This is a genomic window from Neobacillus ginsengisoli, assembly GCF_030813055.1.
In genome coordinates, this window is record NZ_JAUSTW010000001.1 from 701,847 (window position 1) to 722,419 (window position 20,573).

General features: G+C 38.4%; 23 protein-coding genes and 1 pseudogene. 23 read left to right on the forward strand and 1 reads right to left on the reverse strand.

The window, feature by feature from the left end; genetic code table 11:
- Nucleotides 1-146 precede the first annotated feature (146 nt).
- From J2S10_RS03735 to J2S10_RS03755, 5 genes are all read left to right on the forward strand, one after another.
- On the forward strand, nt 147-1,664 hold the full coding sequence (locus J2S10_RS03735) for a spore germination protein (protein ID WP_307404509.1): 1,518 nt from the start codon (nt 147-149) through the stop codon (nt 1,662-1,664).
- Nucleotides 1,665-1,676: 12 nt separating this feature from the next.
- Nucleotides 1,677-2,798 (forward strand): GerAB/ArcD/ProY family transporter, encoded by a 1,122-nt coding sequence (locus tag J2S10_RS03740; RefSeq protein ID WP_307404512.1) that lies wholly within the window; start codon nt 1,677-1,679, stop codon nt 2,796-2,798.
- Nucleotides 2,782-3,942, forward strand: a complete 1,161-nt coding sequence (locus tag J2S10_RS03745) for a Ger(x)C family spore germination protein (protein WP_307404514.1) — start codon at nt 2,782-2,784, stop codon at nt 3,940-3,942. The genes J2S10_RS03740 and J2S10_RS03745 overlap by 17 nt, the downstream gene beginning before the upstream one ends.
- Before the next feature lie 78 nt (nt 3,943-4,020).
- Entirely contained in the window at nt 4,021-4,599 is a 579-nt protein-coding gene (locus tag J2S10_RS03750) for an SCO family protein (protein ID WP_307404516.1), read from the forward strand.
- Nucleotides 4,600-4,619: 20 nt separating this feature from the next.
- Nucleotides 4,620-5,198 (forward strand): YpmS family protein, encoded by a 579-nt coding sequence (locus J2S10_RS03755; protein ID WP_307404518.1) that lies wholly within the window; start codon nt 4,620-4,622, stop codon nt 5,196-5,198.
- A 116-nt stretch (nt 5,199-5,314) separates the two neighbouring features.
- Here J2S10_RS03755 and J2S10_RS03760 read toward each other — a convergent pair whose 3' ends face one another.
- Nucleotides 5,315-6,067 (reverse strand): DUF4397 domain-containing protein, encoded by a 753-nt coding sequence (locus tag J2S10_RS03760; RefSeq protein WP_307404520.1) that lies wholly within the window; start codon nt 6,065-6,067, stop codon nt 5,315-5,317.
- A 158-nt stretch (nt 6,068-6,225) separates the two neighbouring features.
- On the opposite strand from J2S10_RS03760, the gene msrA reads away from it, so the two are divergent.
- From msrA to J2S10_RS03850, 18 genes and pseudogenes are all read left to right on the forward strand, one after another.
- A complete protein-coding gene (gene msrA / locus J2S10_RS03765; RefSeq protein ID WP_307404522.1) occupies nt 6,226-6,765 on the forward strand; it encodes a peptide-methionine (S)-S-oxide reductase MsrA in 540 nt (179 codons plus the stop codon).
- A complete protein-coding gene (msrB, locus tag J2S10_RS03770; protein WP_307404524.1) occupies nt 6,758-7,195 on the forward strand; it encodes a peptide-methionine (R)-S-oxide reductase MsrB in 438 nt (145 codons plus the stop codon). The genes msrA and msrB overlap by 8 nt, the downstream gene beginning before the upstream one ends.
- A gap of 162 nt (nt 7,196-7,357) precedes the next feature.
- Complete coding sequence (locus J2S10_RS03775; RefSeq protein WP_307404526.1) at nt 7,358-7,513, forward strand: YjcZ family sporulation protein; 156 nt, start codon at nt 7,358-7,360, stop codon at nt 7,511-7,513.
- A gap of 155 nt (nt 7,514-7,668) precedes the next feature.
- Nucleotides 7,669-9,027 (forward strand): aspartate aminotransferase family protein, encoded by a 1,359-nt coding sequence (locus J2S10_RS03780; protein WP_307404528.1) that lies wholly within the window; start codon nt 7,669-7,671, stop codon nt 9,025-9,027.
- Nucleotides 9,028-9,720 carry a CoA transferase subunit A gene (locus tag J2S10_RS03785; RefSeq protein ID WP_307404531.1) on the forward strand — a complete coding sequence of 231 codons (693 nt, stop codon included), beginning with the start codon at nt 9,028-9,030 and terminating at the stop codon, nt 9,718-9,720. It begins immediately after the preceding gene.
- Nucleotides 9,705-10,370, forward strand: coding sequence for a 3-oxoacid CoA-transferase subunit B (locus tag J2S10_RS03790; RefSeq protein WP_307404534.1), 666 nt, complete (start codon nt 9,705-9,707; stop codon nt 10,368-10,370). The genes J2S10_RS03785 and J2S10_RS03790 overlap by 16 nt, the downstream gene beginning before the upstream one ends.
- The gene (locus J2S10_RS03795; protein WP_370876141.1) at nt 10,370-11,671 is read left to right on the forward strand and encodes a peptidase; all 1,302 of its coding nucleotides are present in this window, start codon (nt 10,370-10,372) and stop codon (nt 11,669-11,671) included. Before J2S10_RS03790 ends, J2S10_RS03795 begins: the two co-directional genes overlap by 1 nt.
- Nucleotides 11,664-13,025, forward strand: coding sequence for a 4-aminobutyrate--2-oxoglutarate transaminase (gabT, locus tag J2S10_RS03800; protein WP_307404539.1), 1,362 nt, complete (start codon nt 11,664-11,666; stop codon nt 13,023-13,025). The genes J2S10_RS03795 and gabT overlap by 8 nt, the downstream gene beginning before the upstream one ends.
- A gap of 229 nt (nt 13,026-13,254) precedes the next feature.
- On the forward strand, nt 13,255-14,109 hold the full coding sequence (gene ablB, locus J2S10_RS03805; RefSeq protein WP_307404541.1) for a putative beta-lysine N-acetyltransferase: 855 nt from the start codon (nt 13,255-13,257) through the stop codon (nt 14,107-14,109).
- Between the two features lie 66 nt (nt 14,110-14,175).
- Nucleotides 14,176-15,570, forward strand: coding sequence for a sigma-54 interaction domain-containing protein (locus tag J2S10_RS03810; RefSeq protein ID WP_307404544.1), 1,395 nt, complete (start codon nt 14,176-14,178; stop codon nt 15,568-15,570).
- Nucleotides 15,571-15,700: 130 nt separating this feature from the next.
- Entirely contained in the window at nt 15,701-17,140 is a 1,440-nt protein-coding gene (gene kamA / locus J2S10_RS03815; RefSeq protein WP_307404546.1) for a lysine 2,3-aminomutase, read from the forward strand.
- Nucleotides 17,141-17,151: 11 nt separating this feature from the next.
- Nucleotides 17,152-17,436, forward strand: coding sequence for a YokU family protein (locus J2S10_RS03820; protein ID WP_307404548.1), 285 nt, complete (start codon nt 17,152-17,154; stop codon nt 17,434-17,436).
- Between the two features lie 113 nt (nt 17,437-17,549).
- A complete protein-coding gene (locus tag J2S10_RS03825; protein WP_307404551.1) occupies nt 17,550-17,771 on the forward strand; it encodes a YozE family protein in 222 nt (73 codons plus the stop codon).
- 122 nt (nt 17,772-17,893) lie between these two features.
- Nucleotides 17,894-18,052, forward strand: coding sequence for a hypothetical protein (locus J2S10_RS03830; RefSeq protein ID WP_307404553.1), 159 nt, complete (start codon nt 17,894-17,896; stop codon nt 18,050-18,052).
- A complete protein-coding gene (locus J2S10_RS03835) occupies nt 18,053-19,525 on the forward strand; it encodes a recombinase family protein (protein ID WP_307404555.1) in 1,473 nt (490 codons plus the stop codon). It abuts the gene before it with no gap.
- Between the two features lie 107 nt (nt 19,526-19,632).
- The gene (locus tag J2S10_RS03840) at nt 19,633-20,070 is read left to right on the forward strand and encodes a hypothetical protein (RefSeq protein WP_307404557.1); all 438 of its coding nucleotides are present in this window, start codon (nt 19,633-19,635) and stop codon (nt 20,068-20,070) included.
- Nucleotides 20,071-20,135: 65 nt separating this feature from the next.
- The gene (locus tag J2S10_RS03845) at nt 20,136-20,297 is read left to right on the forward strand and encodes a hypothetical protein (protein ID WP_307404559.1); all 162 of its coding nucleotides are present in this window, start codon (nt 20,136-20,138) and stop codon (nt 20,295-20,297) included.
- 131 nt (nt 20,298-20,428) lie between these two features.
- Nucleotides 20,429-20,572, forward strand: a pseudogene (locus tag J2S10_RS03850) (sigma factor); the annotation flags it as partial.
- Nucleotide 20,573: the final 1 nt, after the last annotated feature.

The window sequence follows — 20,573 nt, forward strand, 5'->3', positions numbered from 1 at the left end:
GGACAACCTTTAGGATATTCATTCCAAATTGGGATGAGGAAACAGAATAATAGCCGGGTGGTGAATGATGCCATCCGGTTTTATTTTGGGTAAAATTTGTCACTGTTGGTCATGATAAAAAAAACGAAATCCTGAAGGTGTTGTCTATGTTCAAGGGGAAATTTGGAAAAAACCAAAATGAAGAGCAGAAAGCACATAGCTTAAAGGTTGAAGAATTAAAGGAACAATTAAAAACAGTACTGCATGCAAGTTCCGATTTGAATTTCAGGTCCTTAAAAAAGGACGGGAAGAGAATTCTTTTCAGCTTCCTTGCAAGCGTTATCGATAAAAATGCGATAGATGATTTTGTTATAAGAACCATTCAAAATCATAATGAAGTAGAATGGAGTATTGAGAATCTTGCTCAAATACTTCCGATTGCCCAAATATCCGCAGCTAATCAATTGCAAGAGATAAGCGCCTCTTTAATAGAAGGGAATGTTTACATTTATGTTGAAGGGGATCCGTGCGGGCTTCTTGCAAATGTTAGTAAAACGGTTGAAAGGTCACTAGAAAAGGCAGAAACGGAATCGCTCGTTTATGGACCTAAAATTGCGTTCACAGAATCTCTTAACAGCAATTTAAATATTCTGAGAAACAATATTAAAGATTCCAATTTATGTATGGAGGATGTTGTAATTGGTGCAAGAGGAAAAGCGAAAGGCAAAATCGTTTATATAAAAGATATTGCTGATGAAGAAAACGTCAATACTTTTAGACAAAGATTGAGTGAACTTAAGGTCGATCAAATTGCTGACACCACCGTCCTAGGTCAATTGTTAGAAAGTAATAGTTGGACTGTATTTCCTCAATTAATGACAACCGAATTGCCTGACCGGGTTACCAGTGCATTATTAAAGGGAAAGGTTGCGGTCTTAATGGACCGAAGCCCAGCCACCTTGTACGGTCCGACACCTTTTTTTAGTTTTTTTGAAACAACAGAAGATGTTTATATGCGTTGGAATATGGGCTTTTTCTTACGGATGCTGCGCTTAACAGCCATTTTTTTATCTGTATTACTTACTCCTGCCTATGTTGCTGTTGTAACCTATCATTATGAAGTAATTCCTTCCCCATTGCTTGTCACTTTAGGCCAATCAAGGTCAAATGTCCCATTTCCGCCGGTTTTTGAAGCGCTGCTTCTAGAATTTGTTATTGAACTATTAAGGGAAGCGGGTGCGAGGCTTCCGACTAAAGTTGGTCAGACAATGGGTATCGTAGGTGGTATTGTTATTGGCCAAGCTGCAGTTGATGCCGGTTTTACAAGCAACATCTTAATAATTATCATTGCCCTAAGTGCTCTTGGTTCATTTACTTCACCTAGCTACATTATGGGGACTGCGATTCGTATCATCCGATTTCCAATTATCTTACTAGCAGGAATATGGGGAGGAATCGGAATCATGATTGCATTCTGCTTTTTCTTGATTCACCTATTAAAACTAGAAACATTGGGTGGTCCATATCTTATGCCGATCTTCCCATTTAGATGGAGAGATTTAAGGTACAGTGTTTTCAGAATGCCATTGCAATACCTATCGTTTCGCCCTGAAACAAACCGTACGAATGATAATCAAAATTACCCTGCTCAAAAAGCGAAAGAAAAAAAGGATGTAGATGAATAGGAGAGGTTTATTTTGAAAGTAAATTTACATCCGAAGGACGGATTGCTGTTTAATTCATTCCTATTAATATTTATTATCCACAAAACACAAACAGGAGTTGGAATTGTTGGATTACCGCGTATCGTTTATTTAGTAGCTAAACATGATGCCTGGATTTCAGTATTATTCGCTGGATTAGGCACAGGAGTTGTTTTATGGTTAATGATATTGATGCTTAAGCAATATGACTGTGCTGACTTGTATGGAATTCATGTTGATATATTCGGAAAATACATTGGTAATATGCTGAATATCATTTATATGCTTTATATGAGCGCTAGCTTTTTTGTTATTCTCATGAACTATATTGAAATTGTTCAAGTTTGGATTTTTCCAGATTTAAGGACATGGGTGATTTCTTTGGTTCTAATTTTATTGGTTGTCTATGCCGTTTTAGGAGGAATCCGGGTTATTGTTGGCATTACCTTTTTATCATTTGTTGGAACTTTTTGGCTTCCGTTTGTCTTAATCGTCCCAATACATTATTCAGATCCTACTCATCTTTTTCCAATCTTTAATATCGATATCCAGCATTTAGTAAAAGGTATGTATAGATGCTCGCTTTCTATGATGGGTTTTGAATTGCTTATGTTCTTCTATCCCTATGTAAAAGAGAAAAAAAAAGTGTTGCTTTTTGCACAGATCGGAAATCTTTATACAACGATCCTTTTTACGGTTACTACAATAGTTGCGATAACGTTCTTTGCTGAAACAAGTTTAGCAAGAACCACTTGGCCGATATTATCGATGTTTAAAATCGTCAGGTTCCCGAACCTGGAGCGGTTTGAATTTATTGCCGTTTCATTTTGGATGCTGATAGTTTTGCCGAATATGTGTGCGTATTTGTGGGCTGCTTCGAAAGGATTTTCAAGAGTAATGAATCGAAAACAAAAAAAAGGGATCTGGATTATTGCACTCTTTGTTTGGGGCGGAACATTTTTCTTTAATGCACGCTATCAAATGAATGAAATGACCGATGTCATAGCGAAAGCAGGATTTTTAGCTGCCTTTTGCTATCCGGTATTGTTATCTATCATTGTATTGGTTAAAAAGTGGATTACAAGGAGGAAGCAAGCCAGTGCACAGATATCGTAGGTGGAATTTATCCATAATCCTTATCATATCAATGGTTTTAATTGCTGGCTGTGTTGAAAGAAAACAATTAGAAAATTTAGGACTCATTACCGCAGCCGGATACGATATGGAACAACAAAATAAAATTAAAGGAACAATTGTTATCCATAAATTTGATCCGATTGCTCAAAATATGACAAAAGTGATTTCTGATATCGCCCACACAAGCAGGGGGCTAAGGCAAAAGCAAAATCTTGAATCAAATCAAAAGCTTGTTACAGGGCAGCTGCGGATTGTTGTCTATAGTAAAGAGCTTGCAAAAAAAGGGATTATTCAACTTGTTGATACATTAAATCGTGATGCTAATGTCGGAAACATGGTTTATTTAACAGTTGCTGATGGCTCTGCATCATCCATTATGAAAATTGATTTAAAAACCCCTACTTCCATTAATTTAGGCACATACTTATATAACTTAATCAAACAGAATGTTGATGGGGAACAAATTGTTTCACCAACACTACAGGAATTTAATCGTAACTATAATGATACCGGTAAAGATCCTGTTCTCCCAATCCTTAAAATCAAAAAAAACGACGTCATTATTTCAGGATTGGCACTGTTTAAGGATGATCGGATGATCGGTAAAGTAAAGCCAGAAAAACTTTTTTTTCTTAAAATATTAATCGATAAATATAAAGCAGGTACACAGGAGCTTGATTTTAGCCGTGATCGCCTTAAAAAAATCATACTGCAAAATGCTTTTCAAAAAGAAAGGCATGTATACAATAAAGTTTATATATCATTTGATAATATACAAAGTAAATCAAGGATAAAATTGGTGGATAAGAAAAATCTTCTTTTTAGAGTCAATGTAAAGCTTTACTCAAGATTACTGGAAGCAACAGAGCCATTAGATTTAGGAAACCCAGTAGCTGTAAAAACAATTGAAAAAGAAATTAACAAATCAGTCAAAGAAAATATCGAAGACCTGCTTCATCAATTCCAGAAACTTGATATCGATCCTGTTGGTTTTGGAAATGTATACGAAGCCCATTATAGAGGGAAACTTCCCACTTCTTCAGAATGGAAACAAAAGTATAAACTTGCTAAATTTGAGGTTGTGGTGGATAACAAAATCGTTCAAACAGGGGTCATGGATTAAATCCGTTTGCTTTCTTCTTTTTCAATACTTTGTTAGAATATTCTCTGAATAGAAAAGAAAAAGGTTGCGGGTGATAGAATGAAGTTCCGGTATTTAGTTTTGTTATTGGTCATAAGTATTTGTGTTTTATCGGCTTGTGGACAAAAAGAGATTAAAAATGAAGTGAACTGGCCGATTAGGGATTTTACTGCAATAAATCAAAATAATAAGTCATTTGGTTTAAAAGATTTAAAAGGGAAGATTTGGATTTCGGATTTTATGTTTACGAGCTGTACAGATGTTTGTTTGCCAATGACGGCCAACTTAACCAAGCTGCAAAAAAAGGTGAAAGATGAAGGATTGAAAAATGTCGAGTTCGTATCTTTTAGTGTGGATCCGACAGTAGATACTCCTCAAGTCTTAACGAAATTTGCAAATCAGTTCCAAGTCGATTTTAAAAATTGGACCTTTTTAACGGGTTACTCTCAAGATTTTATTGAAAACTTTGCCTTGAAGGATTACAAGGCACTTGTTAAAAAGCCGGAAACGGGCAATCAGGTCATCCATGGGACCTCCATTTATTTAGTTGGACAAGATGGAAAGATTAAAAAATCCTATAGTGGATTGAATGATATCCCATTCGATGAAATTATGAATGATATTAAAGCACTCCAATAGTAAAAGGAGAAACAGCTATTATGAAAAACAAATGGAAAACGGGATTCCTTCTTTTATTAGGAATAAACCTTTTAATAGTTGTTATTATTATATCGTTGATTATGATTCCATCGACAAATAATGAAAGGATTAACAACAAGGAACCAATCAATGATAATGTTTCCTTTCATGTCAAATCAAATAAAAATGATCTAAATCAGGTTATTAATCATTACTTAAAAAAAGAAGCCTCCGATTCTCCGATTGATTACCATGTCCATTTGGGAAATGAAGTGGAATTTTACGGTGTATTGCCGATTTTTAGTAAAACCCTGAATATGAAGCTTACTTTTGAACCGAAAGCACTCTCGAACGGTGACTTGGCGTTAAAACAAAAATCGATTTCAATCGGCAGTCTGGATTTGCCTGTTTCCTATGTTCTACAATATATCAGTGAAAATTATAAGCTCCCAAAAGGAGTTGTCATTCAGCCGAATAATAAGCTAATCTATATTCATATGCAGCAATTGAAACTGAAAAGTGATCTTAAAATTAAGGTCAACAAGTTTGACTTGAAAAAGGATGATATAGCTTTTACCATTCAAGTTCCAGTAAAATAAGGTGCCGTTTTTGGCACCTTTATGCTATTCGGGGATCCGTAAACCTTTCGGAAAACAGGGAACCGCCGGTAGAAAAAAAAGACTGAGAATCTAGTATACCAGTCGCGGCTTTATTCTCAATCTCTTAAAATAATCGCCTCAAGTTCCGGCTTTTCGTTGGTTAAACCTAAAAATACAACCGTATACGTTTCATTTGCCTTAAATTGAATCTTTGGCAATGAGAGAATGATATTTCTTGTGCCGGCTTCTCTTGTTTCAAGATCTACGCTCATTGGGGTAAGCCCTAGATACTCTGTTGCCTGCTTGTAAGAGACATTTGGGAATATTACGTCACGGTCCTTCACAGCAATGTCCATTTCCGGTGTATCGTGTGATAAATGAATAAATCGAACCTTTGCCTCATTTGCAGGAACTTCAGGTTGATTTTGGTAAACCAGCAAGCGCATTTTTTTGCTATGATCAATGGTTGCTAATGTATAGGATTTCCCGGATTCAACAGTTATCCGTTTGTTTAAAACACTATCCACCATATTTCCCGCCGGGTAAATATCAATATGATATTTTCCGGATTTTAAAGCAAGAAAATTACTAATGTGTTTAAATGGCAGGCTTTTTACCATCCGATTTCCGTTAATATATATATCAACGTCGAGGCAATCGTGGGAAGTATGGAGAATTCGGACCCTCGCTTCTTCCTGAATGGGCACTGTATTAACACGCATCGAATAATTTGCTTTATTCATGTATTTAAAGTGTTTAAGATAGTAATGCATGTGTAAGTTTGGGTTTGAATATTTATAAAATTGGGCTAACAAATCGTACATTGCAGCTTTTTGAAGATAATCAGAATGAGTTCTTTTTTCCGACATACCATCTGCTCCTATTCTCTGGTTTACAACATAATCTATTCAAACTTGTTTAGGTAGGTGCCTAATAAAATCTGCCTCAAATTGGAATGAACTAATTTTATTTTTATGAAGTGATTCTGTATACTAGAATTAAAAATGGAAGATTTTGAGGTGGGAACATGGAAAAAAATGAACAATTAGCAACCTTTGCCGGCGGTTGTTTTTGGTGTATGGTAAAGCCGTTTGATGAACAGCCGGGGATTATTAAGGTTGTTTCGGGATATACAGGCGGTACAGTGGAAAACCCGACGTACCAACAGGTTTGTTCTGATACTACCGGTCATTTTGAAGCTGTACAGATTACCTATAATCCCGAAGTTTTCCCCTATGAAAAATTGCTCGATTTATTTTGGCAGCAAATTGATCCAACCGACCCGGGCGGCCAATTTTACGACCGCGGTCAGTCCTATCAAACCGCAATTTTTTACCATGATGTAACTCAAAAACGGTTAGCAGAAGAATCAAAACACAGGCTACAAGAAAGCGGAAGGTTTAACAAACCGATTGTTACACCCGTCTTGCCCGCGAAGACATTCTATCCTGCGGAAGAGTACCATCAACACTATTATAAGAAAAATCGCGCCCACTACGAGTCTTATCATGTTGGATCAGGCCGCACCGGTTTTATTCAAAAGCATTGGAGGGGAGAACATGAATAATAAAGATTTATCTCAGTTAAAAAAGAACTTAACACCGATGCAGTATGAGGTGACTCAAAACAATGCAACAGAGCCTCCATTTAAAAATGAATTTTGGAATGAAAATCGGGAGGGAATTTACGTGGACATTGTTTCAGGTAAACCTTTGTTTAGTTCTCTGGATAAATTTGATGCAGGATGCGGCTGGCCAAGCTTTACAAAGCCGATTCAAGAGGAAGAGATTATTGAAAAAGCAGATAAAAGTCATTTTATGATTCGGACAGAAGTAAGGAGCAAAACGGCCGATTCTCATCTCGGGCATGTGTTTAACGACGGCCCTAATCCAACGGGTTTGCGTTATTGCATTAATTCCGCAGCACTCAGGTTTATTTCTAAAGAAAAACTTGAAACAGAAGGCTATGGAGAATTTCTCCGTCTTTTTGGAAAATAAAATCATAAATAAAAGCTGCAGATTTGCGGCTTTTTTTATGTTTTTTTGGTAATCCGTTAGTAATCATTATTCATAATCTAGGCGAATGCACATACGGGTCAAGTACCCACTTCATAATGTAAAATTGGAAGGAAACAATTTCTCAAGGAGTGAATGTGAATTATGCATTATGGATATGGATATGGATATGATGGCTGCTGCGGTTATCCGGCTTATCCGGCTGTGGGATGTGGAGTAGGCTTTGGCTTTGGCGGGTTTGCCTTAATTGTGGTGTTGTTTATTTTATTAATCATTATTGGTGCAAGCTGGACCTTTTAAATCGTAAAAATAAAAGGCTGACTCAGGAAAACTTTTTTTCCGGTCAGTCTTTTTTTTATTTCCCCTTTAAGATGTAAAAAGAACGAAAGTATCATAAAACGTTTCATACAATTTACTAATGGCCTGACTTATTTAGATAAGGAAGTGGTGTAACTGTGGAACAGTCTTTTTTAATTAAACCAATGCTCGATGAATCATACCCTGTTATTGATTACGGCAAAGGGGTCTATTTATTTGATATGGAAGGGAAAAAATACTTTGATGCCGCATCAGGCGCAGTAACGGCTAATATTGGCCACGGAGTGCAGGAAATCATTGAGGCGATGAATGAGCAAGCAAAAAAAGTATCTTTCGTGTATCGCTCGCAATTTACGAGTGAAGCGGCAGAAAGGTTAGCAAATAAAATTGCCGAAATGACACCGGGTGATCTTAATTGGTGTTTCTTTGTCAACAGCGGCTCCGAAGCGACTGAAACCGCGATGAAAATGGCGATTCAATACTGGCAGGAAAAAGGAATTCAAACGAAAACAAAGGTGTTATCGAGATGGGTTAGTTACCATGGAATCACTTTAGGGGCGCTTTCAATGTCCGGACATCCGGTCAGAAGGGCGAGGTTTACACCGCTTTTAGAGGATTTTCCTGCTATTCATCCCCCGTATTGCTACCGCTGTCCATACAAACTTGAAGCACCCTCTTGCGGCTATTTATGCGCACAAGAGTTGGAATCAGCGATTAACCGCATCGGAGCAGATAAAATTGCCGCCTTTATTGCCGAACCCGTAATTGGAGCAGCGGGAGGTGCGATAGCACCGCCAAAAGATTATTTTAAAGTAATCAAGGAAATCTGTGAGGATCATAACATACTGTTTATTGCGGATGAAGTTATGACAGGATTTGGGCGGACGGGCACGATGCTTGCGTGCGAACAGTGGGGGATTGTCCCTGATATTGTTGCGCTTGGAAAAGGGATGGGTGCAGGATATGCACCAATAGCAGCTGCCCTCGCAAGTGAAAAAGTCATGGAGCCCATTTTGGCAGGAACTAAATCTGTCATGAGCGGGCATACATTAAGTGCCAATCCCCAATCATGTGCCGTTTCATTAGCCGTTCTCGAATACTTAGAAAAAAACGAGATTATGAAAGAAGTAGAATGTAAAGGCGTTTACCTGCGAAACCAGCTTGAAAAATTAAAAAATCAATTTACGTTTATCGGTGATGTTCGTGGAAAAGGATTGTTGCTCGGTTTAGAGTTTGTCGGGGATCGTGACAGAAAAACCCCATTTCCGAGAAAAACAATGATCACTCAAAAAATAATTTCCATTGCAAAAGAAAAAGGTTTGCTCATTTATCCTGCGGGTGCGGGAATTGACGGTGTAAATGGTGATTCAATTATTATTTCACCTCCCTTAACTATAACAAAAAGGGAGATTGAAGAACTGGCTTTATTATTAAAAGAGAGTTTGGAAGCCTTATCAGCCCATCTAAATGATGATGATAGGGAAGGTGATGTATAGATGGAAAACCCATTCGGAAAAATTACCGCATTAGAGAAAGTTTTGGCGTTTTTTCATGACCGAATGTCCTTGATGTTTGGAGGATTTGGAGGTGTTGGATCCCCGCCGGCATTAATTGATGGAATACTAGAAAAAGGGATTTGTGATATCACATTAATCGGAAATGATACAGGTTTTCCGCATATTGGCATAGGTAAATTAGTCAGTCAAGGAAGAGCCAAAAAGGTAATTGCCTCACATATCGGTTCAAATCCTGTTGCAGGGCAGCTAATGCATGCCGGAAAGCTTGAGGTTGAATTTTCTCCGCAAGGGATATTAGCTGAAAGAATTCGGGCAGGGGGTGTGGGGCTGCCGGCGATTTTATCGGATATCGGGATGGATAATGAGTTGGTGTCAAGGAACAAACCGCATTTTCAACTTAACGGGAAGGATTATCTTATTGAAACAGCCCTTACGGCTGAAGTGGCAATTGTCTATGCCAAAAAGGCAGATGCATTCGGGAATTTAATCTATGACAAAAGTGCCCGTAATACCAATCCGCTTGTCGCCATGGCCGGTGATATAACAATTGCTGAGGTAGAAGAAATTGTTCCAGTTGGATGTCTTAATCCCGAAGAAATCATTACCCCTGGAGTGTTCGTTGACTATATTATTCCTTCTAAGGGGGTGAATTGGAAATGGGCATGGGAGTAGATATCCGAAATCAAATGGCAAGGCGGGCAGCGGAAGAAATCCGTAATGGAATGGTCGTAAATCTTGGCATTGGTATTCCGTCGCTTGTTCCCAACCATTTATCAAAGGAAATAATGGTTATGTTTCATGCGGAAAACGGAATTACCGGAATGGGACCCAGCCCTGAGAAGGGTAAAGAAGATGAAAATTTATGCAATGCAGGAGGATTTCCGGTTACCCTGGAAAGTGGCGGTTCTTACTGCGACAGTGCTGTTTCATTTGGGATGATTCGCAGAGGCAGAGTGGATATTACCATTTTAGGTTCGCTCCAGGTCAGCCAAAATGGGGATCTTGCAAATTGGATTGTTCCAGGAAAAAAAGTGCCCGGAATGGGAGGGGCAATGGAACTTGCGCATAAAGCAAAAAAAGTGATTGTCTTAATGAACCATTGTGATAAGCAAGGGAATTCAAAAATTGTCACATCGTGTACATTGCCATTAACAACGAAAGCCTGTGTAGATCTCATTGTGACAGAGTTAGCTGTTTTTCAAGTCACCGAGAAGGGATTATTTTTAACTGAACTATTTGCTCCATATGACCTTGGAGATGTAGGGCAGAAAACGGATTGTGAATTTATGATTTGTGAAAATGTTCGGCGAATACCTTATTAATGCTTCCATGCTGCCCTAAAGGAGGGAATCGTTTGAATAAGAAGGAGAATAGTATCAAAAACTGGCTGAAGGAGAATCGGGCAAGAGGAGCAAGGTTCTTACAAATACTGGTAAGGGAAAACAGCACACGCGGAAATGAAAGCAGTGCACAGGCGATTATCATTGAAAAATGCCGGCAGCTTGGCTTAACATTGGATATTTGGGAAATTGGCGGAAAAGAGCTAAAAGAACATCCTGCTTTTTGCTGTGACCGTCAAAACTTTGAAGGTAACCCTAACTTGGTAGCAGTACTAAAGGGCTCAGGCGGTGGAAAATCGATTATATTAAATGGGCATATTGATGTTGTCCCAGTTGGTGACGAAAAGAATTGGAAGCATGACCCATTTAGCGGAACGATTGAGTGCGGTAAGCTTTACGGACGCGGAGCAACGGATATGAAAGGGGGGAGCGTAGCGCTTCTGTTGGCAATGGAATCGTTGATTGCAACGGGCGTAAAGCTTAAAGGGGATGTTATTTTTCAAAGTGTCATCGAAGAAGAAAGCGGCGGTGCGGGTACCCTTGCTGCCGTTTTACGTGGCTATCGTGCGGATGGAGCTATTATTCCCGAACCGACTAATCTGAAAATTTTCCCAAAACAGCAAGGCTCCATGTGGTTTAGAATTACGGTTAAAGGCAGAGCCGCACATGGCGGAACAAGGTATGAAGGCGTTAGTGCCATCGAGAAATCACTGCTTGTCATCGAGAGATTACAAAAATTAGAGAAAGATAGAAATGCATCGATCACCGATCCCCTCTTTGATAAAATCCCGATTCCGATTCCAATCAATATTGGAAAAATAACAAGCGGTGAATGGCCATCTTCGGTTCCTGATCGGACGATTATTGAAGGAAGAATGGGAGTGTCACCAGAAGAAACAATTGAAGCTGCCCAACAGGAAATGACGGACTGCTTACAGGAGCTCAACCAAAAAGATGAATGGTTCAAAGAGAATCCACTTCAAATTGAATGGTTTGGAGGAAGATGGCTTCCGGGAAATCTTGAAACCAACCACCCATTAATAAAGGAACTTTCTAAAAGTTTCATAGACATTAAGGGGGTAGCCCCTCTTATTGAAGCAAGTCCATGGGGGACAGATGGCGGTATTCTCTCTAATGTCGGAAATACTCCGGTTGTTGTTTTTGGACCGGGAATCACAGCAACGGCTCATGATGCAAATGAACATATTGATCTTGAAGATCTGTTTATTTCAAGTGAGATTATTGCTCTTACTTTAATGAAATGGTGTGAGGTGCATGAGTAAGAAGAATGAAAATCATAAGGGTTCGATCCGCATAAGAACAGAAATTCCAGGTCCGAAAGCATTAGAGCTGCTGGAAAGGAAATTTAAGAATGTCCCAAAAGGACCGTTTAATACCATTCAAACCTTTGCTGTAAAAGGTGAGGGTGCAATGGTCACAGATATTGACGGTAACATATTTATTGATTTTGCCGGAGCTATCGGGTCGCTAAATGTTGGTCATTGCCCGCCGGGCGTGGTGGAAGCTCTTCACCGCCAGATTGATACCTATCTGCATCCTTGTTTCCATGTAATGATGTATGAGCCATATATTGAATTGGCAGAAACGTTAAATCGAATAACTCCCGGCAGTCATGAGAAAAAAACATTTTTCTTAAACAGCGGTGCCGAGGCAGTGGAAAATGCGGTTAAGATAGCAAGAAAATATACAGGAAGAAAAGCAGTTATTTCATTTGAGCGGGGTTTTCATGGCCGCACCTATATGGCGATGTCTTTAACGAGCAAGGTGAAACCGTATAAATATGAATTCGGGCCTTTTGCACCAGAGACATATAAATGGCCTTATCCATATTATTATCGCTCCGAATTTGATTCTCCGGAACAATTGGATGATGCCCTTCTCCAACGATTTGAGACTTTTTTTCAGAGCGAGGTCCCGCCTGAAGAAATTGCTGCTGTAATAATGGAACCTGTTCAAGGGGAAGGCGGGTTTGTGATTCCATCTCAACGATTTGTAAGAAGTGTGAAATCACTTTGTGAAAAGCATGGCATCTTGTTTATTGCCGATGAAGTTCAAACAGGCTTTGGCAGAACGGGGAAGATGTTTGCTGTTGAACATTTTGATATCGTCCCGGACCTGATGATCATGTCAAAATCGATCGCCGCCGGACTGCCAATAAGTGCAGTAACGGGACGTGCGGAAATATTGGATGCTCCTAATATTGGAGAAATTGGCGGAACATATGGTGGCAGTCCGCTGGGCTGTGTTGCGGCACTTGAAGTTGTGAAAGCCATTGAAGAAGGAAAGCTTTTAGATCGTGCCCTTACAATCGGAAAAATTTTTCAAGAACGCTTTAATAACCTTAAAAGCATATATTCACAAATCGGAGACGTTCGCCAAATCGGTGCAATGTGTGCCATTGAATTTGTTAAGGATGCTGATTCCAAAACACCTAATAAAGAATTGGTGCAAAAAATTATCCAAACTGCACATCAACAGGGGCTTATTATTATGTCTGCCGGTTTATATGGGAATGTGATTCGTCTTTTAACCCCGCTGGTTATCACTGATGAACAATTTCAAGAAGGACTGGAGGTTTTGGAAAAAGCCATCTCCGATTGTTGCCAAAAGGCATAGAACAACAAGAATAATTTTAATTATCGGAAATGGTAAAATAAATCATTTAAATGAAAGTCAAAAGAGCAGAATGGTAACAGGTGCGTTTGCCTACCAAGGGCAGGGAAGGAATTAAATATGCTGTGGAAGAAATGACTGAACTGAAGTTGATTAGCTTTAAGACCGATTGATAACAGATGTCTGGCCGCAGGGCGGTCAGGCATTTTTTAACAGAGAAGGAGAGGAGTCAATGAAACAAACAGCATCTACGAAAATTTTTGAAGAAAGTAATTATTATCTTGAAGTTTATCTAGATCCTTTTAATAAAAGAATCCGCGTGGACGATTATCGAGGAAATCTGAAAATACTATTAGAAAAAACAGAGGCACTTATTTCTCAACATCAAGTCGAAAAGCTAATAATTAAGGGACGAACCGAAGATTTTCTCTTTTTCTTTGAAAAAGGCTTACAGCCTGAAGCGGTAGTTGACCGTTATTTCCTTGGATCGAATGCCTACTTTTTTTCAAAATTTTATACTCTTGAACGGAAGAAAAACGACCATTGGATTACCGAGGATGGAATGGTACAAAGTATCTATCAATTGTCCTCATCCGTTGAAAAAACATCTCCGCCAAAAGAGTACGAATTGAAAAAAGCAGATGAAAACTGTGCTGATAAGCTTTCTGCCCTATACCTGAAGGTTTTTCAAATTTATCCAACTCCACTACACGATCCGGAATATGTAAAAAAAACGATGAAGGAAGGGACAATCTACTATGTGTTTTTCCATGAAGGAGAAATCGTGAGCGCTGCTTCAGCGGAAATTAATTATTTTTATAAAAATGCCGAATTAACCGACTGTGCTACTATTTCAGAGCATCGCAAATATGGTCTGATGAAAATTATTCTTCGTGAAATTGAAAGGGAATTGAAGAGTAAAGGAATTTTTTGTGCTTATTCCATTGCTAGGTCATTATCCTTTGGCATGAATGCCGTTTTATTTCAACTTGACTATAACTATCGCGGCAGATTCATGAACAATTGCTATATTTATGACAAGCTTGAAGATATGAATATGTGGGTGAAGAATCTGGCAAACTGCTAAAATTTCTGCTAAAGGCGACAATTTATCGGCACCTTCTCATATAGTGATTAAGGGAAGGTGAAGACGATGGAGCAACTAACCGCTTTAACAAAAGAAGTTCTTACTGCAATTCTAAAAAGCATTGATGAAGGCATCCATGTTGTAAATATTAAAGGGGCAACGATTTTTTATAACGAGGTAGCTGCCAGACACGATGGAATGGAAGTGAAAGAGGTACTAGGAAAACATTTATTAGCTTCATTTCCTTCCTTAACGGAGGAATCAAGCACCTTATTAAAAGTGATTAAAACAGGGAAACCCATTTATAATCAGACCCAGGTTTATGTGAATTTACATGGCATAAGAATTGATACAATGAATACGACCCTTCCTATTTTTCTAGAAAAAAAAATCATTGGTGCCGTGGAAATAGCTAAAGACTATTCACGAATGAAGCTGCTTGCGGAAAGACTTTTAGATTTACAGAGAGGTATAAACACAAGCAGCTCCAAGAAGACGATGAAGCAAGTAACCTTCACATTAAATGACTTAATGACCGTCAGCCCCAGCTTTTCCAGTTTAAAAGATCAGGCAAGAAAGCTGGCAAAATCGGATTCTCCAATCTTAGTTTATGGTGAAAGCGGAACAGGTAAAGAATTACTGGTTCAAGGCATACATCACGAATCGCTCCATGGTGATGGATCCTTTATCGCACAAAACTGTGCCGCTATCCCTGAAGCATTACTCGAAAGTATTCTTTTTGGCACAGCTAAAGGGAGCTACACAGGTGCAGTTGAAAGGAAAGGGCTATTCGAACTGGCAGATGGGGGAACACTTTTCCTCGATGAACTTCACACGATGCCGATTGAATTACAGGCAAAGCTATTAAGAGTATTAGAGGATGGAATGATACGAAGAGTTGGCAGTTCACACAACATATCTGTGAATGTCCGGGTCATTGCTGCGATGAATGAGGATCCGGATAAGGCACTTCAAGAAAAAAAGCTTCGCTCGGACCTGTATTACCGTTTAAATGTATTTACTTTTTCGCTTCCTCCTTTGAGGGAAAGAAGGGAAGATATTCTTTTTTTAACCGATTATTTTATTCAAGGATTTAATCAAAAATTGAATAAAAACATTAGGGGAATGGAGAGTAAATTAGAGGCTTTCTTTATGTGCTATCAATGGCCCGGCAATGTCCGGGAACTGAAGCATACGATTGAATATATGATGAATGTTTGTGAAGGGGTGCTGCTTGAAGAGAAGGATTTACCAATAATGTTAAGACAGCAATCATCACGGATAAAAAGTAACGTAAACAATAAAGGGAATCTTTCTTTAAGAAAAAATATCGAAGAGTTAGAGAATCGTTTAATCACTGAAGCCTTGAATTTCACTAATGGGAATATCCTCCAAGCCGCAAAGCTTTTAGAGATTCCACGGCAAACTCTGCAATACAAGTTAAAAAAGTCATTGGAATGAGCTGCCGATATTTCGGCGCTTTTTTATTTTTACTGAAACATCTTGTTAATAAATACGATTCCTATCCTGTTTTATGAAGTTGGCACAATTCTTGCATATTATTTTATAAAGAGGGATAGGAGGAATTTCAATGAAATCCTTTTTATATAAGCCGAAAAGACATTGGAAAGAAATTGAGCTTTGGAAAGACGTAACAGATGAGCAGTGGAACGATTGGCTATGGCAGCTTACCAATACGATCCGTACATTAGATGATTTAAAAAAGGTTATTCATTTAACACCGGATGAAGAAGAAGGGGTAAGAATTTCAACCAAAACGATTCCTTTAAATATTACACCATATTATGCTTCACTAATGAATCCCGATGACTCGCGCTGTCCGATTCGAATGCAATCGGTACCTGTTTCAAAGGAAATTCATAAAACGAAATATGACCTCGAAGATCCATTGCATGAGGATGAAGATTCACCGGCTCCGGGGTTGACACATAGATATCCCGACCGGGTACTGTTTCTGGTTACCAATCAATGCTCAATGTATTGCCGCTATTGTACAAGAAGACGTTTTTCCGGGCAAATCGGGATGGGGGTACCGAAAAAGCAGCTGGATGCAGCGATTTCGTATATCAGGCAAACCCCGCAGGTTCGGGATGTATTGATTTCCGGCGGTGATGGGCTTCTGATAAATGATAATATATTGGAATATATTTTGAAAAATTTGCGGGAAATTGACCATGTTGAAATTATTCGTATTGGAACGAGGGCACCTGTTGTATTCCCGCAAAGAATTACAGAAAACCTTTGTAATATCTTGAAAAAGTATCATCCAGTTTGGTTGAACACCCATTTTAATACTTCGATAGAGATTACCGAGGAGTCGAAAAAAGCTTGTGAAATGCTCGCCAATTCCGGTGTCCCGGTAGGCAACCAATCCGTTATCCTTGCCGGAATAAACGACAGTGTGCCAATCATGAAAAAACTCATGCATGATCTCGTGAAAATTCGTGTTCGACCCTATTATATCTATCAATGTGACTTATCAGAGGGGATTGGGCATTTTCGTGCACCCGTTTCAAAAGGCCTCGAAATTATTGAGGGTCTTAGAGGACACACTTCCGGTTACGCAGTGCCGACATTTGTTGTGGATGCTCCTGGCGGCGGCGGGAAAATTGCCCTGCAGCCGAATTATTTAATCTCGCAAAGCACAGACAAGGTAGTATTACGCAATTTTGAAGGCGTTATAACTTCATATCCGGAACCTGAAAATTATATACCGGGGAGGGCGGAAGGCTACTTTCAAGAGGTATATAATGATTTGGAAGAAAAGAGGTCTCTTGCGGGAATCGCAGGAATTATGAATGATCAACAGTTTAATCTTGTACCGGAAGGCTTAACGAGATTAAATCGGCGTAAGGAATATAACCAGGACCCTGCACATAGTTCTTTGAAGGATAAACGGGGTAAAAGGGATGAGATGAAGGAAAAGAAGTTTCAGGCATTAGCTCAAAAGGAACAAGGTAACAAGAAAAATGAAAATACCGATAATGGGACAGAATCGATCAAGGATTAGGGGGAGGGTTTATGAGTAAAGAATGCGAATGGTGTCATAGCACAAATTTAAAAAGGATCAATTCCTCTGTTTTTTGGGAATTGCCTGACGGTACACGGGCAATCGAAATTACTGAAACCCCCACATTTACCTGTAATGACTGTACCATGAGCTATCAAAGTGAGCAGACGGTAAAAGAAATTGAGGATCAATTATTTTTAATTAATTGTAAATTGATTGAAAAAACGATTACCTTTAACGAATTAATGAAAATTCCAAGAGTATTAAAGAAAAATTATTTTGATTTTTTTTCATAAATGCTGAACAGTCTGTACACAGACTGTTTTTCTTTTGGTTGCTAGACGATGAAGGCTGAATCCGTTATAGTGTTCATAAGAAAATATATACGTAGGAAAGAAAGGCGTTTTTTATGAGTAAATCTTTTTATCATTTTTTAATGAAATATAGGCACCCTGCTCCTAAAGATGCAATCAGTACCTTTGCTAACCATGCCTATGTAGACCACAGTTTTCCAAAAACATCTGAGGATTATCATGAAGTAAGTTCCTATCTTGAATTAAACGGACATTATTTGGATTCGATGACTGTTTTCGATGAGGCATGGCAGCAATACGTTTTATTGGAAGGATAATATGAAAAATCGCCTTTTACCCAAGGGCGATTTTCTTTTTTATTACAGGCGCGGGTATGGCAACCAGTGCATATACTATTGTAATCAAAATTCACGGCTCAACACCCGAGAGGATGGAGGATATGGAAAAAAGGAAAAAACCGAAGTATAAGATCGGTGATACGGTCGTGATTACGATGTATGGGACAGTTGGCAAAGTTACAGATGTTAATTTTCTATTTTTATTGGGTAAAAAATATGCTATCATTCTTGGTACAAGTAAAGAATCTGGAGTGACCTAAATGCCATTAGCAGCCATTTATTTGCGTTTATCCCGAAATGAAGAACAATTGGATATTGAAGAGATTTTGACAAATCATCGTAATGCTCTTATTAAACTTGCAAATCAACATAAGCTAACTTACGACATATATCAAGAAATTTCAAGCGGTGTAAACACAGAACGACCTCAATTAAATTTACTTTTGGACAATTTGGACGAATACGATTACCTTTTAGTGATGGACATTGACAGGATTTCTCGTGACAATGCCTATGCAGAACAAATCAAAACAATGCTGATTGCTAATGACATCAAAATTTTAACTCCTCAAGGAGCAATCGATCTAACACAAGAAAGTAATGAAATGATGTTTTCGTTTCAAGCAATGCTGGCAAACTTTGAGTACAAACAAATTAGAAAACGTTTAGGTCGTGGTCGATTAGCAGCTGCTGAACAAGGCAGGTGGACAATGAGTAATCAAGTTCCATTAGGGTATGCAAAAAACGAAGACCAGAAATTAGTAGTCGTTGAAGAGGAAGCAAAGATAATAAGGTACATCTTTCAAAAAACTCTTGAACGAGTTAGTGCAAATGAAATTGCAAAACAATTAGATATGCTAGGATGGAGAAGCAGAAGAGGTAAAATTTTAACAACTTCTCATATTTCTTCAGCAAGGAAGAATGTTGTATATCGTGGAGTAGTTCAAGCCAAAAGAAGAGTTAATGGACGAGTAGTTGATGAAGTATTCGTTGAAGATGCTCATGAAGCAATCATTCCAAAAAAGCAATTCTTGGAAGTACAGCAGATTTTAGAAGAGAATAAGGATAAGACATTCTTTAACAAGAAGAAGGCTACAAGAAGGCTTCAAAATTTGATTTACTGCAATTGTTGTGGAAGGAAGAGATACTTACAAACTGATGGTCAGCACGATTTCATCAAATCCTGTTCGTACAAAATTTCAAATAACAGCTGTAAAGATCGGGGAGCTAAATATATTGAGGTAGAAAGATTTGTACTTCAAAAAATCAAAGAAAGAAAAGCAGATTTTGAACAAGAGCTCAAAAAAATTAAGTCTCTTGATACGACTGAAATCGAACAAAAGTTGTTGGTTGAAAAGGCAGCTTTAGAGAAGCAGCTTGATAAGTTTGAAAAGCGTCAAAGAAACCTTAATGTAATGAGAATGGATGGAGAAATAAGCAAAACTGAATTTGCTGATATAAAAGAGGAAAACGAACAACAAATCAAAAGGATACTTCAAGAAATTGAGTTAAAGAACACTCAATTAGAGAACTTAGACAGTACAGAAGAGCAACAAGAAAGATTAGAATATACGATTGGAATGTTAGACAAATTGGAAGAAATCGAGCCGGAGGATTGTAACGCATTTTTGAAAACTTTCATCAAAAAGATTTTGTTTAGCAGCAATACAACTACTGATCACGATACAAAAAAGGAGAGAGCTACGTCAACGATTGATATTGTTTGGCTTTAATTATTTCTAGAATATTCCTAACATATATTTTGCATTAGTTGAGTAAAGGATTATAATAAGACCGAAGAAATAAAGCTAAAGAAGAAGTTGAACAAGAAAAAAATAAAATGATGTCCGATGATGGGATTTTCCAGCGTGCAGCGTTTGTTCCTTTGCTTTTCGCACCGGTTTCATTACTTTTGGCATTGGTTCCAAGAAGGAAACAAACAGCGTTTGATTGGGCTATGAAGGTTGTACATGCTCAACTTATGAAAATTGGCATGGCCTTATTGCTGACGATATTGTTTGGCATTGCGGTGATTTTATATCGTGCTACTGAAACATCTGATATGGGCTTTCTTGGTATGATTCTTCTTCAAATTATCTGTTTTTTGGGAATATGGGCAAAACGAAAAGAACTAATTAATATGGTGTCTTCCGCAACAAATAATATCCAAAGCAGTATTGGAGCTACTTTGCAAAGTTACCTTCAAAAATACCAACAGAAGTCGGCCGCCGTTTTTATTTTCATTCATTGCATTCGCAACATTTCGTTTCAAGGCTAGAGGAGCAAATAGAACAGCTCCGGAACCAAGAGGAGTCAAACGAACTAGACTTTGTGGAGATAACGTTGAACAAAATTAGAAAAGTCCTCACTGGAGGAGAGCAACTTTCCGAGGTTGAAGCAAATAACATTTTGAGAGACTACATTGAAGCAATTTTTTATACAAAGATCGGAAATAATATTGAAATTGAAATTGTATGGAAAGACATTGTTGGCCTCGTTGCATGAGGTCATTTTTTTATTTTGTTTTCCACGGTCTTTCCCTCCCCTCGTTGGTTTGAGTGTAAGAACAACACAATCAAATTCAAGGGGGAAAGTGAATTTGAACAAGTTACAAACTATTAAGGAAATTGGAAACCAATATGGATGATCTGATCTCGATTGGGACGATTGGATTGATTAAGGCGATCGAGTCGTTCTCGCCGAATAAAGGCATGAAGCTGTTCGTAGCTCAATGTATCGAGAACGAGATCTTGATGCATCTGCGTTCTCTAAAAAAGACAT